Source organism: Rhodococcus sp. NPDC059179 (assembly GCF_042754885.1).
Classification (GTDB): domain Bacteria; phylum Actinomycetota; class Actinomycetes; order Mycobacteriales; family Mycobacteriaceae; genus Rhodococcus_G.
Genome location: NZ_JBHZBV010000012.1, coordinates 26883 through 44177, shown reverse-complemented (window position 1 = coordinate 44177; position 17295 = coordinate 26883). Strand labels below are relative to the sequence as shown.

Below are 17295 nucleotides of genomic sequence, written 5' to 3'. Positions count from 1 at the left end.
GCCCTTTCTTTTCCGGACGAACTCCATTGACTCGAGGGACTTCTCCCTCTTTTCCGCGCGCTTCTCCTTGATGGACAGTGCGGGCTTTTTCAGTGTTCTACCCGAGTTTCGGTCGGCCATTGTCTCTCCTCGAAATGCGAAGTGGCAATCACTTGTCCGCGACCATACGTCATTCTGTGGAAAATGCCAGCTGTGCAGGCAGCGGGCGTTTATTTTCGGGTGCGACGTCAGTCGACCAGGTCGACGGACGTGATCCGGTGCAGGGTGAACCGTCGAACCGCGCCGGTGGCCGGGTCCAGCGCGTCGAGCTGCCCGCCGCCGACGCTGACCGGATCGACGACACGCTCCATCGCCACGCCCTGCGCGTCCACGTAGCCGATCGTCACGCTGCGCCGCACCTTCGCCGCGAGCTGCAGCAGCGCCATCGTCGCTGCGCCGCCCGCTCTGGTGCCGTCCGAACGCACGCCCTGACCGCGCCTGGCTGTGGCCGCCCGCTCGCCCGCGCGGAGTTGGCCGACCAGGGACCGGAGCTGGTCGTCGTTGGGGACGGCTGGCATCCGTAGCTGGGAACGTGTCCGGCGCCGCAGCACCCGAGCGCCGCGCGGGCGCAGGTCCACGATCGTGCCGGAGGAGTCCTCCCCGGCCGGGGCGAACCCGGCCGTCCGGAGCCGGTCGAGCACCTCACTCAGCGGTGCCTGCGAGATCGCGACGGTCGGGGCAAGGGCACGCAGCGCAAGCGGCTCGGCCGCCGCGGAGGCCAGCACCTCGGCGAGCAGGGTCGGGTCCTCGCAGCGGATGAAGGCGGACGCCACCCCGGCCCGCAGCCGGCCGTGCCTGCGCGCAACGTCGTCGATGAGATAGGTCAGGGCCTGGGGCACCGGCGTCTTCGAGCGCTTCTCGAACAGTGCGTGCAGCTCCGAGGCGCTCTGCCCGGCGTCGAGCGCCCGCCGCACGCTGTCCTCGCGGATCCGGTACATGGTGGCCGCGCCAGCCGATTCGATGTCCGCGACCAGGGTGATCTGCTCCTGCAGCTCCGGGACGAGCGGGCCGGGCGCCATCACCGTCAGGTCCGCCTGCACCAGGACATAGTCGAGGGGCGCGGGCAGGCTCGCGGTCATCTCCGCGATCACCGCCTCCGTGGTGGCCCCGTGGAGCAGTCCGCGGCCGGGGGAGGAGAGCGCGCCGCGGCCGATCAGCCCGACCGCCGCCGCCTCGGCAACGGTGTGCTCGACGGCGCCGGCCCCGAACCGGGCGGACCAGCGCGGGCGACGCCATGCCACCAGAGCGGCGAGCTCGGAGGTCGTCGCGCCCTGCCCGGCGGCGAGCTCGCCGAGCAGTTCCAGCACGAATCGTCGGTCGCGGGGTGCGCCCGAGGCGCGCACCTCCTCGGACAGCGCGACGATCGCCTTGTCGTTGGGATCGCGCAGCCCGATCACCCAGGGCCTGCGCGGCATCTCCAGCCAGGCGTGGGCGAGGGTGTGCCATCGCTGGGCGGCGCTGGTATTGAGCCAGGCGTCCGCGGCCACGGTCGGCGCCCAGTAGTCGTCGCCGGTGTCGGCGGCGGGGGCCGGGTCGGGGGCACCGCTCGCGATCAGGCCCGCGGCGGACAGCAGTTCCACGATCAGGCTCACCCGCGCCTCGTCGACGCCCGCGGTCTTCGCCAGGCGCCGCGTCTCGCGGACCCCGAGCCCGCCCGCCTTCAGGGTCGGCGCGGGCTGGTCGCCGAGGGCCGAGATCAGGTCCTCACAGTGCCGGATCAGCTCGAGCGCCTCGCCGGCCGCGACGGCGTTCACGTCGGCGACCTTCTGCTTGTGGGTACGGATCGGCGGAGGGGTGAGCGCCGTCGGGTCGGTGACGGTTTCGCCGCGCAGCGCCTGACCGACCTGGTGCGGCAGCTCGACGGTCTGCTCGTCCACCCAGTTCAGCAGGCCGAGCGACAGCAGCCGCTGCACGGGTCGGTCCGGCGGTGTGCCGGGCGCGGCGTCGCGGGTGCGCCCGATCGGGGAGCTGGTGGCCAGGGTTTCGAGCAGCCTGCGTTCGGCTTCGGTGACGGTCGCGAGGCCCGCGATGATCTGTGCGGCGGTCATCGACTCCGGCTTCCGGTCGACCCGCCAGGTGACGGCGTCGTTCGCGGCCGCGACGACCCGCAGCACCTTCGTGCCCCAGACCAGGGCGCGGGCGCGCAGCGACTGCAGCGCCCTGTCGACGGACCTGACCGGCGCCCGGCCTGCCAGCGCCTCCGCGAGGATCTCGCGGGGAACTCCCACCTCGGCGCCACGTTCGAGCGAGAGCACGCCGATCACGGTGAGCTCGAGTACGTTGAGGTCGTCGGCGACCCGCAGGACCGATGCGCGCTGTTCGGCGCGGGCGGCAAGCACCGCGAGGTTCGCGGGTGGCGGCACCGCGAGATCCGGGCGCAGCCGGAGCAGCTCCGCCAGCTCCGTGTCGGTCCTCGCGGTCAGCCAGGTGACCAGGCTGTCGGGCACCGCGGTGTCGCCGCCACGGGTTTCGTCGGCGGGGGAAGTACCTTCGGTGTCGGTCATCGAAGGTTTGGCGCGGATACGCCCCCGTTCGCCGGGGAGAGGAAGCGCCATCCTCCTTCCTGAGTTTGTGTTGACTGGATCTGTCGGTGGCCGTCTCTAGGCTCTTCGGCATGGAGGAAGTCGTCCGCTACAACTACCGGCTGCGTCCTGGTACGCAGGCGGAGAGCGCTCTGACCGCCGAGTGGCATCGTTGCCGGTTCCTGTGGAACGAGGCTGTGCACCAGCAGAGGTCGGGGAACAGGCCGACGTTCGGGAAGCTCTCGAAGCTCCTCACACAGGCGCGCTCGCGCAGCGCGTGGCTGCGGGAGGGTTCGCAGGTCGCGCAGCAGCAGAGTTTGCATACGTACGCGCAGGCCCTGGGGCATTCGTTCAAGGTGAAGGGGCGTGGGCGGCCGACATTCAATCCGCGCAAGACGACGCTGCCCTCGTTGGAGTTCACACGCCGCGGGTTCAAGATTCACGACGGCCGCCTGGTCTTGCCGAAGGGGATCAGCGTTCCGGTGGTCTGGTCGCGGGTGTTGCCGTCCGACCCGACCAGTGTCCGTATCACCCGGGATTCGCTCGGGCATTGGTACGCGTCGTTCGTCGTCCGCCGCGCGATCGCACCGGCACCGGAGGCCGCGGGTGGGATCGGTGTCGACTGGGGTGTGAGCACGACGGCCACGACCACAGATCAGGTCTTCGACCTGCCGTATCTCGGGCATCGGAAGCGTTGCGCAGCGGAGCTGGCCAAGGCGCAACGAAAGATGGCCCGCCGCCGCAGCGGGAAACGCGGACCACGGTCGGGTGGATACCAGCGGGCCGCCCGCGAAGCGGCGAAGCTGCACAAGAAAGCCGCCCGCCAAACCCAACACGACAGCCGAGTGTGGGCGAAACGTGTTGTCGCCAACCATGACCTGATAGCGGTGGAGGACTTCACTCCGAAGTTCTTGGCGAAGTCCACGATGGCCCGCAAAGCTGCGGACGCGGCTATCGGCGGGGCGAAGCGGGAGCTGATCGAGCGCGGCACGCGGGCTGGCCGAAAGGTGGTGTTGGTGCAGCCCGCCTACACGAGCATGACGTGTTCGAGTTGCTTCGCGAGAGCCAAGCAGCGACTCGGACTCGCACAACGAACCTTCCGGTGCCATGCCTGCGGTCACACCGACGGCAGGGACCGGAACGCTGCCAGAGTGATTCTGGCTGTGGCAGAACGCGGCCACACAAGTGTTGACGACGTGAGACATGTGCGGCCCTCCTCCGGGTCGGTTGTGTGTGCGGTCTGAGCTTGAAATCTCCTACCAACAGGGCAGGAGAAGCGTTAACAACTATCAGATTAGATACCTGGGGTGTACCACGGCGCCGGCTCCTGCCAAAATGGGTTCGTGGCTAACAATTCGAGCAAGCGATACGTAGATCCAGGCTGGCCGGCACCGGAGCTCCAGGACGGCGACCATGCCGTCACGGAGCTCTCGTCGAGTCGCTCCGGTGGACTGTCCCCCTTCGGGGAGGACACCGAGTTTCCGTTGCCCGCATCGGAACTGCCCTACACCCATCCGCACACGGTCATCAATCGCTGACCTCGGATACCGAACGTGAAAGGCCCCGCACCTCGAAGGTGCGGGGCCTTTCACGTGAACGGGGAACCTTGGCGATGGGGAGTGCCCTAGCGGGGCAGCAGACCCGAGTTCGCCTTCAGGAAATCGATGACCTGCGGGTTCAGCTTGGCCTGCTCGTAGAGCGCCTCGATCTGCGGGTCGAGAGCGATGCCCTTGGCCTGGACCGCCGCGAGGGCGCTGTCGAGGCTGTCGAGCACGTCGGCCGCGCCGTCGGTGGTCGGGAGGCTGGTCAGGGAGGGCAGCTCGGCCGCGGGTGCAGGCGCGGGCGCCTCGGCGGCGGGCGCGGAGCGCGGGGTCGAGCCGCTGGTCAGGCCGAGGCTCGAGGAGCAGGACGGCCAGGCGCCCCAGCCCTGCGACGCGAGCACCTTCTCGGCGACCGCGATCTGCTGCGCGCGGCTGGCCTGGTTGGCGGTGGCGGCGTACTGCCCGCCGCCGTGGGCGGTCCAGGTGCTGGGGGAGAACTGCAGTCCGCCGTGGTAGCCGTTGCCGGTGTTGATGCCCCAGTTGCCGCCTGCTTCGCACTGCGCGAGGCGGTCCCAGTCGGAATCGGGGGCTGCGTTGGCCGGGGCCGCGAAGGCCGCGCCGGCTGCGCCCAACACTGCGCCGGTCACGACGACCTTGGCTGCGTTGCGGCGGGTGTTCGTGGGCTTGCGATGGCGTCCAGTGCTCATGCGGGTTTTCCTCTCCTCACGCGCCTGCGAGGTCAGCTGTCGGGTTCGGGCTGAGAGGTCGCCCGGCCTCGCCGCTCCTGGATGGTGCGGGTCTGGCTTCACCCCAAGAGGAATGCGCTGGCGCTTTCCTCGGTGTCCACTGGGGACGTGGGTCCCCCGTCCTCGTCCCTGGGTAACTCGTGGGAATCCGGTTCCGCGGGACGAGGTTTGGCGCGGCGGATCGGATCTGGCCGGACTTCTCCGGCCGCTGATGACCGTACGTGGCCGATGGCGTGTAGTCATCTGTTACCTGAATTTCGAGTCCCTCGGCGTTTCGCTCGAAATTTCAAGCATATTTGCAGGTCAGAATGGGTTGTCGTTGCCCGAGACCGTCCTGTTACGTTACCGTGATGTGAGGTAGATCACAGTTTCGATCGGTGCCGACCTCGGGTTCCGGTCGGGGGCGGCGCGGGCGCAGCGCCACCAACGTGACGACGGCGATCACGACGAACATCAGCGGGTACACCGCGGCGAAGAAGGGTGCCAGGAGGTCTGAGGTGGGGACCATGAACAGCCCGATCGCCTGCACGCCACCGGGGAACTCGTGGCTCCAGCAGAGCAGCGGCAGCGCGATCGCCACGGGTAGTAGCCACGCGGTCGCGCGCCCGGCGTTCAGCGCCCGGTGCATCGCCAGAATCAGCAGCGGCACGAACCACACCCAGTGGTGACCCCAGGAGAAGGGCGAGACCGTCGCCGCGGTCAGTCCGCACAGGGTGGTGGCCAGCAGTGCCTGACCCCGCCGGTGGGCCAGCCAGGAGGCGCCGAGCCCGAGCGCGGTCAGCCCGGCCGCGCAGAGCAGCCACAGCATCAGCGGTGGCTCCGCGACGTCCAGCCAGCGCGCCAGCACCCCGGAGGCGGACTGGTTGGCGGGCCACGCGGTCTCGCCGATTCGCGTCGAGTGCAGGATGACGGCGGTCCAGTAGGACCAGGAGTCGGAGAAGATCACCACGAATCCGACGACGACGGTCGCGAGGAAGCCTGCGATCGCGGTCACCGCCGCGCGCCACTGCCGGGTGACGAGCAGTTCGACGATGAACAGCCCGGGCGTCAGCTTGATCCCGGTCGCGATCCCGACACCGATGCCGCGCAGCCTGCTGCCCTCGGGGCGACCCAGGTCCCAGACGATCAGCAGCATCAGCAGCAGATTGACCTGCCCCAGCCAGATGGTGGTGCGGACCGGCTCGAGCCAGGTGAAGATCACCGTCAGCAGCCCGGTGACCACGTACAGCCGTCGGTCTGTCCGATACCCGAGTTGCCGCCAGCACAGCAGGACCACGAGGTAGAGGATCCCGAAGTTCGCCAGGTAACCGAGGACGGTGGTCAGATCGGCGGAGACGGCATTGAGCGGGGCGAACACCACGGCCGAGAACGGCGGGTAGGTGAACCACATGCCGCCGTGCAGCGCGTGGTCGTAGAGCCCGACGGGCAGCAGCACGGTGGCGCCGCCGCTGCGGTACACCAGCAGGTCGAGGCCGTTCTGGAACAGGCCCCACAGCGGGTATCCCATCGGGACCACCCGGTCGTGCGCGGCGATCACGGCGATGGCCAGGGCGGCGAGCGAGCCGACGAACAGTGGGTGGGAGGGGAGTGCGCGCCCCGCGGCCGGGGTGGCACGGGGCTGCGGCGTCACGCCGGGTAGCTCGCTGTCGTCGGGGCCGCCGAGCCGACGTCGACGATCTCCTTGCCGAGCGGCATCAGAGAGATCGGGATCATCTTCAGGTTTGCGATGGCCAGCGGGATCCCGATGATCGTGATCGCCATCGCGATCGCGCTCACCACATGTCCGATCGCCAACCAGACGCCGGCCACGATCAGCCAGATCACATTGCCGATCAGCGAGCCGATCCCCGACGTCGGCTTGTCGATGACGGTCTTGCCGAACGGCCACAGGGCGTAGACGCCGATCCGGAACGACGCGATCCCGAAGGGGATGGTGATGATGAGGATGCAGCAGATGATGCCGGCGACGAAGTAGCCGAGCGCCAACCAGAGGCCGCCGAAGATCAGCCAGATGATGTTGAGCAGGATTCTCATTGCTGTCCCTCTCGTCGGACGCGGCGCCCGGACCGCAGCGCGAACACGATGCCGAGCAGGAACCCGACCGGGCAGGCGAGGGCGGTCAGGTACAGCGCCAGCCCCGGCTCGCGACCGGTCGCCGCCACCACGAAGATCGCGACGATGGCGAGCACCCCGACGAAGAAGAACACGAGTGCGGCACGCAGGAGAGCAGTGTCGCGGGGAGAGGATTGGCTGACCACCTGCCAACCGTATCTCGCCGAAACCCCGGTGCCCGCGAGGGGCACGCGGGGGTAGACTTCGCTTCATCGCGTCCCGCAAACGGTGGGGCGCGTTCATTTATGTAGATGAGCAGGTGAACGCAGTGCCTACCGGCAAGGTCAAGTGGTACGACGTTGAAAAAGGCTTCGGCTTTCTCTCCCAGGAAGAGGGGGAGGACGTCTACGTCCGTTCGTCTGCGCTGCCCGACGGTGTCGAGGGACTGAAGGCGGGTCAACGCGTCGAGTTCGGGATGGCCGCTGGGCGTCGCGGCCCGCAGGCGCTGAGCCTCAAGGTGCTCGATCCCGCGCCGTCGATCCGGCAGGGCGGCGGCGCCCGCAAGGACGACGTGGCACGCAAGCACACGCCCGACGAGCTGCACGGCATGGTCGAGGACATGATCACCCTGCTCGAGGCCAAGGTGCAGCCCGACCTGCGGAAGGGCAAGTACCCGGACCGCAAGACCGCGCAGCGCATCTCCGAGGTCGTGCGCGCCGTCGCCCGCGAGCTCGACAGCTAGGTCTCACCAACGCCAACGCCGAGGGGCACCGTCACGCGACGGTGCCCCTCGGCGTTTGTGTACCCGGATCAGGCGGTCTTGATCGCCCAGGTCGCGTGCACCAGCGGTTGGCCCTGTTCGTTGACGACGGCGGACGGCAGCTGGATCTCGATGCCGTTGAGCTGCATGCCGTCAGGCGTCTCGACGGTGATGGCGGCGGATTCTCCCGGCTCGTGGTACCGCTCGTCGAGCCCGACGGTGCCGTCGTCGAGCTGATAGACCATCACCACTCGCCACAGCCCGTCGGAGATGTCGCTTGGCACCGAGATCTGCAGCGGCTTGCCGCGGGGGACCGAGAGCTCGGCGACCGGGCTTTCGACGCAGTCCTCCAGGTAGAGGTTGCAGTACTGGGCCGGTGCCACCTCGAGGGACTTTCCGCCCGCGAACGCGGTGATCTGTGGAGGCCGCTCGTCGGCGCCGCGCACCAGCGCGGTGACGACGGCGGCGAACCCGGCGAGCGCGATCACCAGCCCCAGGGTCACTACGAGTGCGATCTTCTTTGTCTTGGTCACGACGTTCGGTTCCCTGCGTTCACGGAGATCGGTCGAGTGATCTCCTGGTTGGCCACATTCGGGCGTTTGCCACCGAGGCCGGGGAGCAGCGTCGAACCCCGGTAGGTGAGGAAGGTTTGCGCGAGGCCGATCACGAGCAGCACCGACACCACCGAGAACCCGATCCAGTACTCGGTGGGCAGCAGCACGCCTAGTGCCCCGCCGATGACCCAGCTCAGCTGCAACACCGTCTCGGAGCGCCCGAAGCCGGACGCGATGGATTCCTCGGGCAGGTCGTGCTGCAGCGAGGCGTCCAGCGACACCTTGGCGAGCGCGCTCGCGCCCGACGCGACCAGGGTGGCGATCGCCGCGGTGAGCAGGCTGTCGGTGAACGCCGCGATGATCGCGATCGCGGTGACCGCGGCCGTGCAGCGCAGCACGATCACCGGGGGCCTGCCGAGCTTGAGCCGCGCGCCGGTGGCGTTGCCGGAGAAGTTGCCGATCGCGGCCGCGGCGCCGACCAGTCCGAGCATCGCCGCCTGCGCCATCGGTTCGTGCTCGGTGCGGGACTTCGCGACGAACGCGATGTAGAGGGTGAGGAACCCGGTGAGCACCCGGATCGTGCTGTTGCCCCAGAGCCCGGTGATGACCGCGCGGCCGAGCGGCTGGCGTCGCTTGCTCGCCTTCACCGTCTCGCGGGCGTCTCTGCTGATCGCCTCGGTGCGCGCGTCGTCGCCGTGATAGGTCAGCGTCGCGGGCACCTCGCCCTCGGTGACCTCCACCCAGGCCGGGATGCGCATGCTCAGGTAGGCGCCGAGCGCGGCGATGGCGGCGGCGAACCACAACGGCCCGCTGGACGACCCGAGGATGAGGGCGAGCGCGCCCGCGAGCGCGCCCGCGCCGATGGTGCCGCCGATCAGGCCGAAGACGGTCAGTCGCGAGTTCACTCGGACCAGGTCGATCTCCGGCGGCAGCACGCGCGGGGTGACAGCGCTCTTGAGCACCGAGAACGACTTGCTCAGCACCAGCATCGCGAGCGCGGCCGGATACAGGCCCCAGCTGTCGAAGTTGAAGACCAGCACCACCGCCAGCACGGTGCGCAGCGCGAAGGAGGAGGCGAGGGCGATCCGGCGTCCGTGTTGCAGCCGGTCCAGCATCGGGCCGATCAGCGGAGCGATGACCGCGAACGGGGCGATGGTGATCAGCAGGTACAGCGCGACCTTGGTTTTGTCCTCGCCGGTGGCCGCGGAGAAGAACAGCGTGTTCGCCAGCGCCACCGCGATGGCCGCGTCGGTGGCGAAGTTGGCCATCACCGCATACGTCAGCGCCGTCAGGCCCGACTTCTCCGCGCCGTCCGCCTTGGCCGCCCGGTGAAAGGTGGCGATGCCCCGGTTGGTCAGCTCGCGACTGCGCATCGCCGCCACCCGGGTGACGGTGAGCTTGCGGGGGATCGGCGGCGGCTTCGGCGCGCTGGAACCCTGTCGGGTGTCACCGACCGGGTGCAGCGGGGGCAGCGGTGCGCGACGGGCCGAGGTCCGGCGCGTGGGCGGGTAGTTCTCGAATCCCGGATGGCTCTGGCCCGGTCCGCGGTCGCCGGGGTCCCGACTCCCGTCGGGGTCGTTGGGCAGGCGTGGTCCGGTCACGGGTCAATTCTGTCCTAGATCGCCGACAAACGACCACGCGCCTCGCGCAGCGCGGTGCTCAGGAGACAAACCGGACCTCGAACAGGCGTGGGTAGTACTTGCCGGTGATCAGGAACCGGTCGGTGCCGGGCACTTCCGCGATCCCGTTGAGCACGTCCACCGAGCGGCTCTCCTCGTCGGTGAGCAGGCCGGACGCATCGATCACCGCGGTGACGCGGCCGGAATCCGGATCGATCCGCACGATCTGCTGGGTCTGCCACACGTTCGCGTAAACCTCTGTGTCCCCGACACATTCGAGCTCGTTCAACCGGTCCAGCGGTTGCCCGTCCAGGGTGACCGCGACGGTGCCGCGCGGCTCGAAGGTGCCCGGGTCGCGGAAGGTGAGGGTGTTCGATCCGTCGCTCATCACCAGCCGGTCCGACTGCGCGCACAGGCCCCACCCCTCGCCCTCGTACCCGGCGCGGGAGCGTTCGGCGAGGGTGTCGCGGTCACGCGCGATCGCCACGCCGTCGCGCCAGGTGATCTGCCAGACGGTGTCCCCCGCGACGGTGATGCCCTCGCCGAACAGGTCGTCGGGCAACGGCACCCGGAGCCGCTCGACGCCGGTCGCGAGCGAGGCGGCGCGCAGGTCGGACCGTCCGGCCAGCCCGGTGCCCTCGAGCAGTTCGCCGTCGGACACCTCGAGGCCCTGGGTGAAGGCGCCGCGGTCGTGCGGGCGTTCGCCCACGACCTCGACGCGAAGGTGTTCGACGCGGTCCGAGTCGGAGTTCGCGTCCGAATTCGTGGCTGCGTTCGCGCAGCCGGCAAGCATCAAGGCGGCCACTGCGGCCGCGATCTGGGGTAGCCGTCGCCCGGTCATCGGACCAGCATGGCAGCCCGTTGCGCCGATGATTTGCTGCGATACGGCAAAATGGGGGTGTGAGTGCCCAATCTGCCCCCGAGCTTGCCCCCGTGCGCCCCGTCCTGGCCGATGCCGTGGACCTGGCCCGTCAGGCGTTGATCGACCTCGGTGAGGGGGAAGTCGGTGCGCACCTGGGCGTCACCTCCGAGGGCGAGTGCGCCGCGACTCATCGGTTCGTCGCGCAGCTACCCGGCTACCGCGGCTGGCAGTGGGCTGTGGTGCTCGCGGCCGATCCGGAGTCCGACCGGGCGACCGTCAGCGAGCTCGCCCTGCTGCCAGGACCCGACGCGCTGACCGCACCGGACTGGCTGCCGTGGGATGAGCGGATCCGCCCCGGCGACCTGTCGCCCGGTGACCTGCTGGCTCCGCTGCCGGGTGACCCGCGGCTGGTGCCCGGCTACGTCGCGAGCGGCGACCCCGAGGTCGACGACGTGGCGCGCGAGGTCGGGCTCGGTCGTAAGCAGGTGATGAGCCTGGAGGGCAGGCTGGACGCCGCGGAGCGTTGGCGCGACGGCGACTACGGCCCCGACTCCGAGATGGCGAAGTCCGCGCCGTCCACCTGCGAGCTGTGCGGGTTCTATCTGCCGCTGGCCGGTTCGCTGCGGGTGGCGTTCGGGGTGTGCGGCAACGAGCTGGCCGCGGACGGTCACGTCGTCTACGCCGAGTACGGTTGCGGCGCGCACTCGGACACCACGTTGCCCACCGGCGCGGGCAGCCCGCAGTTCGACGCCTACGACGACGGCGCGGTGGAAGTGGTGGAGTTGCCTGAGCGCACGGAACCGGCATCGACGGACTGACGACCGCCGACCCCTTCGGCGCCGATGCGCTGAGGGAATCGACGCTGCTCGCGTGGCGTTCCTCGCCGACCAGGCTCCGCGAGGACACCGCCACCGAGGCGGATCTCGCGGTCGCGGGGTATCGCGACCGGTTGCTCACCGAACTGGCCCAGAACGCCGCGGACGCCGCCGCCCGCGCCGGGGTGCCCGGTGCGATGCGGATCCGGCTCGACGGCACCCGGCTGCACGTCGCGAACACCGGCGCCCCGCTCGATCGGGCGGGGGTGCAGGCCCTGGCCGCGCTGCGGGTCTCGGGCAAGGACACCGACGGCGGGCCCGGGGTCGGTAGGTTCGGCGTCGGCTTCACCGCAGTGCTCTCGGTGAGCGACGAGATCGAGCTGCGGTCGACCACCGGCTCGATCGCCTTCTCCGCCAACCGGACCCGCGACGAGCTCGGCAACGCCGGGCTGGAGGAACCCGAGCGGGGGCTGCCGGTGCTGCGACTGGTGTGGCCCATCGACGCCCGGCCCGCACCGGGATTCGACTCGGAGGTGGTGCTGGCACTGCGACCGGGTGTGGACGGCGACCGGCTGCTGCGGCAACTGGCCGCCGACGCCCCCGACCTGTTGCTGGAACTGCCCGCGCTGACCTCGATCGAGCTGGCCGACGAATCGTTCACCCGATCCGAGAAGCCGCTGGCCGACGGGCTGACCGAACTCTGTGTCCGGGTCGCTCCGCAGGCTCCGCTCCTGCCCATCGACGGCCGCACCTGGTGGCAGTACTCGACAGGGCCGTCCGCCCGCTGGCTGGTGCCGGTCGAAGACGGCCGGGTCCGCCCGGTCACCGCCGACGTGTTGCGCGCGCCGACCAGGTCCGACGAGGAGCTGTCGCTGCCCGCGATCCTGATCGCCGACGCGGCGCTGCAGCCCGACCGCAGGCGGCTGATGCCCGGCGCGGCCCTCGCCCACCTGTCCGACGGATACGCCGATTTCGTTGCCGCGCTTCCGGAGTCGCAACGACTGCGGCTGGTGCCGGTGCCCGGGTTCGCCCGAGGCGAGGTGGACGCCGTGCTGCGGGAGGCGGTGCTCCGTGAGCTGACCGCCAACCCCTGGCTGCCGGGCGCCGACGGGCGGTCCCTGGTGCCGAGCTCCGCCGTCGTGCTGCCGGGGCTGACGGCGGAGCTCGCCGACCTGCTGCTGGACGTGATCCCCGGGCTGCTCGGCCCCGGGCTGTCCACCGAGCGCGACGCCCAGCCCCTGTCCGTGGTCGGGGCGCACCGGATCGGGCTGGCGCACCTGACCGAACTGCTCGCCGGGATCCATCGCGAACCGGACTGGTGGGGAAGGCTGTACGCGGCGCTGGAGCCGCTGGTCGTGGACTCGGTGGCGGCCGAGGAGCTGGCCGCGATCCCGGTGCCGCTGACCGACGGCCGCACCGTGACGGGACCCAGGACGGTCGTGCTCGGTCACGACCTCGGCACCGATGTGCACGGCATCGGGTGGATGCGGCTGGTGCATCCAGGCGCCGCGCACCGGCTGCTGGCCCGGCTCGGGGCGGGCAACGCGACGGCACTCGACGTCCTCTCCGATCCCGCGCTGCTGTCGGCGATCGAGGAGGTCGACCTCGACGACCACACCGCCGCACACGAACTCGCGGACTCGGTGCTGCCGCTGGCCGCAGCGGTGAGCGCGACTGGTGAGCTGCCCGGCTGGCTCGGCCGGCTACCGCTGCCCGATGCGGACGGAACGCTGCGCGGCGCGGACGAGCTGCTGCTGCCCGGCGCCCCCCTCTCAGGTGTGCTCGCGGCCGACTCCCCGTTCGGGACCGTGTCGTCGGCGTTGGTCGAGCGGTACGGCGAGGCCGCGTTGCGTGGCATCGGGGTGGGCTGGGGGTTCACCGTGCTGCGGTCGGAGCTGCCGACCGGACCCGAACAGGACCTCGACGACGAGGACGCCTGGTGGTCGACGCTCGCCGACGATCCGGAGGTGCTGCTGGCCGTCCGAGATCTCGACCTGGTGGATTCCGACGCCTGGCCGGACGCGCTCGGCCTGCTGGCCGCGGAGCCGTCGACGGCGGCGCTGCTCGCGGACCGGAACGGGTACACGGCCTGGTGGCTGCGCAGGCATGCCCGCCTGGGCGGGGTCCGGCTGGGGGCCCTGCGCCGGTCGGACGATCGCACCTTCGAGGGCCTGCTCGACGTGCTCGACCACCGCGACGCCGCCGCGTTGTCCGGGGTGCTCGCCACCGACCGGGTCGACGGCGTGGAGATGGCGGAGCTGCTGCTGGACCGGCTGGCCGACCGGGACCGGGACCCGAGCCCGGCGGTGGTCGCGCGCACGCACCGATTGCTGGCGGAGGCGACCGCGTCGGGCGTCCTCGACCTGGACGAGCTCTCGCCGCCAGCCGCGGTCCGGACGCTGTCAGGGACGCTGGCGGACCCAGCCGAGGCGGTCGTGCTGGATCGGGCCTGGATGGCGGCGGCCGTTCCGCCGGAGCTGCTGGTGGTGGGGGACCTGCCGAGCGCGGCCGGGTTGGCGGAGCTGCTCGACCTGCCGCCCGCGTCGGAGGTGATTCGCGGCGAGGTGCTCGGTGCCGGTCGCCGGGTCAGCGCCTGGGACCGCGAGCCGGCCGCTGTGCTGGCGCACGTCGCTCTCGGGCTGCCGCTGCCCGACGGCACGCTTGTGGTGCACGACCGGCTGACGGTGCGGCTGAGCGGGGCAGTGCAGCGCGACGTCGAGCTGCCCTGGTGGGTGGACGAGGACGGGCGCACGCACTGCACCGAGAACGGCTTCATCCCCGCGATCGACCCGTCCGGCGGAAGGGAACGCCCCGGTGCCGATTGACCGGTCCGTGCTCGACGCCATGCTCGACCTGCGCACACCCTGGCTCACCGACGTCGTCACGGTGATCACGAATCTCGGTGGCACGGTGGCCTCCTGGGTGATCACCTCGGTGATCGTGCTCGCGCTGCTGGCGCGACGGCATCGGGCGGAGGCGCTGCTGGTCGGTGGCGCCATGTTCACCGGCCAGCTGGTGATGTCCCTGCTGAAGCTGGCGTTCGGTCGGGCCCGCCCGCCGTTTCCCGAGCGGCTGGTGGACGAGCTCACGCATTCGTTCCCGTCCGGACACGCGATGATGTCGGCGATCCTGGTGTGCGTCGTGGCCGCGGTGATCGTGCGGCTCGCCGGGGTGCGATGGCGGACCCCGGTGGTGTTCACGGGGCTGGCGTTGTGGGCGGGTGCGATCGGGCTGTCCCGGGTGTACCTCGGCGCGCACTGGCTCACGGACGTGATCGCGGGCTGGTTGTTCGGGGCGGTGTGGGCGGGCCTGTGGATCTGGGCGGTCGGCAAATATGCGCGAAACGCCGCGAGTGCGCGCCTTCTTCCCTAAGGTGACCGCTTTGGACGATCGTCCAGCATGCGGTTACGAGAAGAGGCCAGACCATGGCGGCAGCAGCCACCCCGGGCGTTCCCGACCAGCCCACGCGTCGAGTGCACCTCAGTCGCGCGGTGCTCGCCGCGATCGTGATCGCACCGCTGGCGCTCATCGGCTTCTACATGTGGGCGCTGTTCAACCCCGGTGACACCCTGGACCGTCTGCCCGTGGCGATCGTCAACAACGATGCGGGCGCCGACATGGACGGCACCCGGCTCGAGGCGGGCAAGGAGGTGGCCGCCTCGCTGGTCGAGAGCGGCGACGTCGCGTGGCATGAGGTCGACCTGGCACAGGCGACCGCAGGCGTCGAGGACGGGGAGTACTACTTCTCGCTGGTGATCCCGCAGGACTTCAGCGCCGACATCGCGAGCGCCGGATCGGGCGAGGGACGCAAGGCGCGGCTCGAGGTGGTCTACAACGATCACAACAGTCTGGTCGCGACGCCGGTCGGCGAGGGCCTGATGGCCCAGGTGCGTGCCGCGGTGTCCGAGTCGATCGGCGAGCAGTCGGTGGACCAGGTGCTCGTCGGGCTGGGCGACGTCGGCAAGGGGCTCGACGAGGCCGCCTCCGGTGCTCGCCAGCTCTCGGCAGGCACCGGCGAGGCACTGTCCGGCACCACCCAACTCGCGGACGGCAGCGTCGAGCTCTCGGCAGGTCTGGGCGAGGCGTACGCGGGCAGCGGCGAGCTCTCGAACGGCGCCTCGCAGCTGGCCGCAGGCAGCGACGAGGCCGCGGCGGGCGCAGCCGAACTGGCGAACGGCCTCGCGCAGCTGGTCTCCGGCACAGACGAGCTCGGCGCAGGCGCGAAGCAGATCAGCGAGGTGATCGACACGGTCGTCGGTCCGCTGGTCGAGACGATGGCCGCCGCAGGACTGCCTGCAGGCGACGAGGACGTGGCCGGTCAGCTCAAGCAGCTGCGGGACGGCGCGCGGGAGCTCGCCTTCCAGCTCTCCGATCCGGCGGCGGACTACCGCGGGGGTCTCCAGTCGGCGGCGGCGGGTGCGGCCGAATTGTCCGGTGGCCTGGGTCAATTGGCCGACGGCGCGCACCAGCTCGACGCCGGCGCCGGGGAGCTGCATTCCGGACTGGGCCAGCTCGACGCGGGCGGAGTCCAGTTGCGGGACGGACTCGGCGAGCTGCAGGTGGGCGTCGGACAGCTCGACGACGGCAGTGCGGAGCTCGCCAAGGGCCTCGCCGACGGCGCCGCGCAGGTGCCCGCGTTCACGGCGGAGGAGCGCAAGGCCACCGCCGCGGTGCTCGCGTCGCCGGTGAGCCTGAGCCCGCAGAACATCAACGTGGCGGCCGGGTTCGGTCCCGGCGCCGTGCCGGTCGTGATGTCGGTGGCGCTGTTCCTGCTCGGGATCCTCATCTGGTTCGCGGCCAGGCCGGGCAGGCGCGACGGGCTCCGTCGCTACCGGGTGCCCGCCGCGATCATGGTCGGCGGCGTCATCGCGGCCTCGATCGCGTCGCTCACGCTGGCAGGCGCGGAGCCGCCGAGCGTGATGATGATGGCCGCGGTGATGCTGCTGATCGGTGCGGCGGGCCTTGCGCTCGGCCGGATGTTCACCATCGTCTTCGGCGCGGTCAACGGCACCTTCATCGCCCTTGGCCTGCTGATGGTCCAGCTCTTCTCGTTCGGCGGCGTGTTCCCGATCGAGCAGATGCCGCAACCGTTCCGGTGGCTACACGCGCTGATGCCGCTCACCTACGCGAAGAACGCCCTCCGGATGACGCTCAGCGGCTACTACGGGCCGAGGTTCTGGTTCGCGGTCGTGGTGCTGCTGGCGTTGGTGGCCGGCGCCGTCGCGGTGACGATCTGGTGGCGCCGCCACACGGCCGTGACGGCGGCCACGACCGGCGAGACGTACGACGACGGACTGGATGAGTTGGACGGGTTGGAGTCTGGCGAGGACCCGACGCTCGAGCCGATCCGGCTCTAGGGCATGTCTCCCAATCCCCATTTCGGCGCCCCTGGCGTCCAATCGCCGCCCTGCGGCGTTGTCGTCGTCGCCGATACAACAGCGGTATCGGCTCCTCCTCCGCCTTGCCGGACGACGATTGTCTCGCCAGGTGCATCCGAGAGGGATTAGGAGACACGCCCTAGCCCAGACCGCGCTGCGCGGTCCGGCTGCCGCGTCGCGCGGCGCCGCGCTGGGCCAGGAATAGGGCGAATCCCAGTAGCCCGACGGCCAATCCGGCGTAACAGATCGGCAGAGCCGCCTGCCAGCGGTCGCCCGAGACGAGCACCACGACGGTGGCCACCAGCCAGGCGAGGGCGCCGATCGCGACCACCGGACGGGGGTCGGTGAGCCTGCGCGGGATCAACGGGTCATCGCGGGTCTCGGTCACATAATTAAGCTACCCGTTC

The 17295-nt window shown here is 70.5% G+C and carries 16 protein-coding genes and 1 riboswitch; of the genes, 7 read left to right on the top strand and 9 right to left on the bottom strand.

Annotation, left to right across the window (positions count from 1 at the left end; genetic code table 11):
* Positions 1-227: 227 nt before the first annotated feature.
* Positions 228-2543, bottom strand: coding sequence for a helicase-associated domain-containing protein (locus tag ACFXMV_RS19290; RefSeq protein ID WP_378503427.1), 2316 nt, complete (start codon positions 2541-2543; stop codon positions 228-230).
* A gap of 110 nt (positions 2544-2653) precedes the next feature.
* Between ACFXMV_RS19290 and ACFXMV_RS19285 the strand changes: the two genes are divergently transcribed.
* Both ACFXMV_RS19285 and ACFXMV_RS19280 read left to right on the top strand, forming a co-directional pair.
* Positions 2654-3805 (top strand): RNA-guided endonuclease InsQ/TnpB family protein, encoded by a 1152-nt coding sequence (locus ACFXMV_RS19285; protein WP_378503428.1) that lies wholly within the window; start codon positions 2654-2656, stop codon positions 3803-3805.
* A 99-nt stretch (positions 3806-3904) separates the two neighbouring features.
* The gene (locus ACFXMV_RS19280) at positions 3905-4099 is read left to right on the top strand and encodes a hypothetical protein (RefSeq protein ID WP_378403844.1); all 195 of its coding nucleotides are present in this window, start codon (positions 3905-3907) and stop codon (positions 4097-4099) included.
* Positions 4100-4185: 86 nt separating this feature from the next.
* Here ACFXMV_RS19280 and ACFXMV_RS19275 read toward each other — a convergent pair whose 3' ends face one another.
* From ACFXMV_RS19275 to ACFXMV_RS19260, 4 genes are all read right to left on the bottom strand, one after another.
* Positions 4186-4809: a transglycosylase family protein gene (locus tag ACFXMV_RS19275; RefSeq protein WP_378501768.1), complete on the bottom strand. Its 624-nt coding sequence runs from the start codon at positions 4807-4809 to the stop codon at positions 4186-4188.
* Between the two features lie 5 nt (positions 4810-4814).
* Positions 4815-4997: riboswitch (cyclic di-AMP (ydaO/yuaA leader) on the bottom strand.
* 188 nt (positions 4998-5185) lie between these two features.
* Positions 5186-6478 (bottom strand): glycosyltransferase 87 family protein, encoded by a 1293-nt coding sequence (locus ACFXMV_RS19270; RefSeq protein WP_378501767.1) that lies wholly within the window; start codon positions 6476-6478, stop codon positions 5186-5188.
* The gene (locus ACFXMV_RS19265; RefSeq protein ID WP_378501766.1) at positions 6475-6882 is read right to left on the bottom strand and encodes a YccF domain-containing protein; all 408 of its coding nucleotides are present in this window, start codon (positions 6880-6882) and stop codon (positions 6475-6477) included. The genes ACFXMV_RS19270 and ACFXMV_RS19265 overlap by 4 nt, the downstream gene beginning before the upstream one ends.
* Positions 6879-7106 carry a hypothetical protein gene (locus ACFXMV_RS19260; RefSeq protein WP_378501765.1) on the bottom strand — a complete coding sequence of 76 codons (228 nt, stop codon included), beginning with the start codon at positions 7104-7106 and terminating at the stop codon, positions 6879-6881. Before ACFXMV_RS19260 ends, ACFXMV_RS19265 begins: the two co-directional genes overlap by 4 nt.
* Positions 7107-7228: 122 nt before the next feature.
* On the opposite strand from ACFXMV_RS19260, the gene ACFXMV_RS19255 reads away from it, so the two are divergent.
* Positions 7229-7642 (top strand): cold-shock protein, encoded by a 414-nt coding sequence (locus tag ACFXMV_RS19255; RefSeq protein WP_378501769.1) that lies wholly within the window; start codon positions 7229-7231, stop codon positions 7640-7642.
* A 68-nt stretch (positions 7643-7710) separates the two neighbouring features.
* On the opposite strand, the gene ACFXMV_RS19250 is transcribed toward ACFXMV_RS19255, so the two are convergent.
* The 3 genes from ACFXMV_RS19250 to ACFXMV_RS19240 are packed head-to-tail and all read right to left on the bottom strand — an operon-like array spanning position 7711 to position 10674.
* Positions 7711-8193, bottom strand: a complete 483-nt coding sequence (locus ACFXMV_RS19250; RefSeq protein ID WP_378503429.1) for a DUF2771 domain-containing protein — start codon at positions 8191-8193, stop codon at positions 7711-7713.
* Complete coding sequence (locus ACFXMV_RS19245; protein WP_378499091.1) at positions 8190-9815, bottom strand: MFS transporter; 1626 nt, start codon at positions 9813-9815, stop codon at positions 8190-8192. The genes ACFXMV_RS19250 and ACFXMV_RS19245 overlap by 4 nt, the downstream gene beginning before the upstream one ends.
* Before the next feature lie 58 nt (positions 9816-9873).
* Positions 9874-10674, bottom strand: coding sequence for a glutaminyl-peptide cyclotransferase (locus ACFXMV_RS19240; protein ID WP_378499090.1), 801 nt, complete (start codon positions 10672-10674; stop codon positions 9874-9876).
* A 59-nt stretch (positions 10675-10733) separates the two neighbouring features.
* On the opposite strand from ACFXMV_RS19240, the gene ACFXMV_RS19235 reads away from it, so the two are divergent.
* From ACFXMV_RS19235 to ACFXMV_RS19220, 4 genes are read left to right on the top strand one after another with little or no spacing between them, the layout of a single operon-like run.
* A complete protein-coding gene (locus ACFXMV_RS19235; RefSeq protein ID WP_378499089.1) occupies positions 10734-11513 on the top strand; it encodes a DUF3027 domain-containing protein in 780 nt (259 codons plus the stop codon).
* 29 nt (positions 11514-11542) lie between these two features.
* Complete coding sequence (locus ACFXMV_RS19230) at positions 11543-14335, top strand: sacsin N-terminal ATP-binding-like domain-containing protein (RefSeq protein ID WP_378499093.1); 2793 nt, start codon at positions 11543-11545, stop codon at positions 14333-14335.
* Positions 14325-14882 carry a phosphatase PAP2 family protein gene (locus ACFXMV_RS19225; RefSeq protein ID WP_378499088.1) on the top strand — a complete coding sequence of 186 codons (558 nt, stop codon included), beginning with the start codon at positions 14325-14327 and terminating at the stop codon, positions 14880-14882. The genes ACFXMV_RS19230 and ACFXMV_RS19225 overlap by 11 nt, the downstream gene beginning before the upstream one ends.
* Before the next feature lie 53 nt (positions 14883-14935).
* On the top strand, positions 14936-16867 hold the full coding sequence (locus ACFXMV_RS19220; protein WP_378499087.1) for a YhgE/Pip family protein: 1932 nt from the start codon (positions 14936-14938) through the stop codon (positions 16865-16867).
* A gap of 160 nt (positions 16868-17027) precedes the next feature.
* Here ACFXMV_RS19220 and ACFXMV_RS19215 read toward each other — a convergent pair whose 3' ends face one another.
* Entirely contained in the window at positions 17028-17276 is a 249-nt protein-coding gene (locus ACFXMV_RS19215; protein ID WP_378501023.1) for a DUF2530 domain-containing protein, read from the bottom strand.
* Between the last annotated feature and the right edge of the window lie 19 nt (positions 17277-17295).

What these genes read in the sequence shown, in the direction of transcription:
- ACFXMV_RS19265 (WP_378501766.1), bottom strand. Translation starts at nt 6,882, where the DNA reads ATGAGAATCCTGCTCAACATCATCTGGCTGATCTTCGGCGGCCTCTGG.
- ACFXMV_RS19275 (WP_378501768.1), bottom strand. Translation starts at nt 4,809, where the DNA reads ATGAGCACTGGACGCCATCGCAAGCCCACGAACACCCGCCGCAACGCA.
- ACFXMV_RS19220 (WP_378499087.1), top strand. Translation starts at nt 14,936, where the DNA reads ATGGCGGCAGCAGCCACCCCGGGCGTTCCCGACCAGCCCACGCGTCGA.
- ACFXMV_RS19285 (WP_378503428.1), top strand. Translation starts at nt 2,654, where the DNA reads ATGGAGGAAGTCGTCCGCTACAACTACCGGCTGCGTCCTGGTACGCAG.
- ACFXMV_RS19240 (WP_378499090.1), bottom strand. Translation starts at nt 10,674, where the DNA reads ATGACCGGGCGACGGCTACCCCAGATCGCGGCCGCAGTGGCCGCCTTG.
- ACFXMV_RS19290 (WP_378503427.1), bottom strand. Translation starts at nt 2,543, where the DNA reads ATGACCGACACCGAAGGTACTTCCCCCGCCGACGAAACCCGTGGCGGC.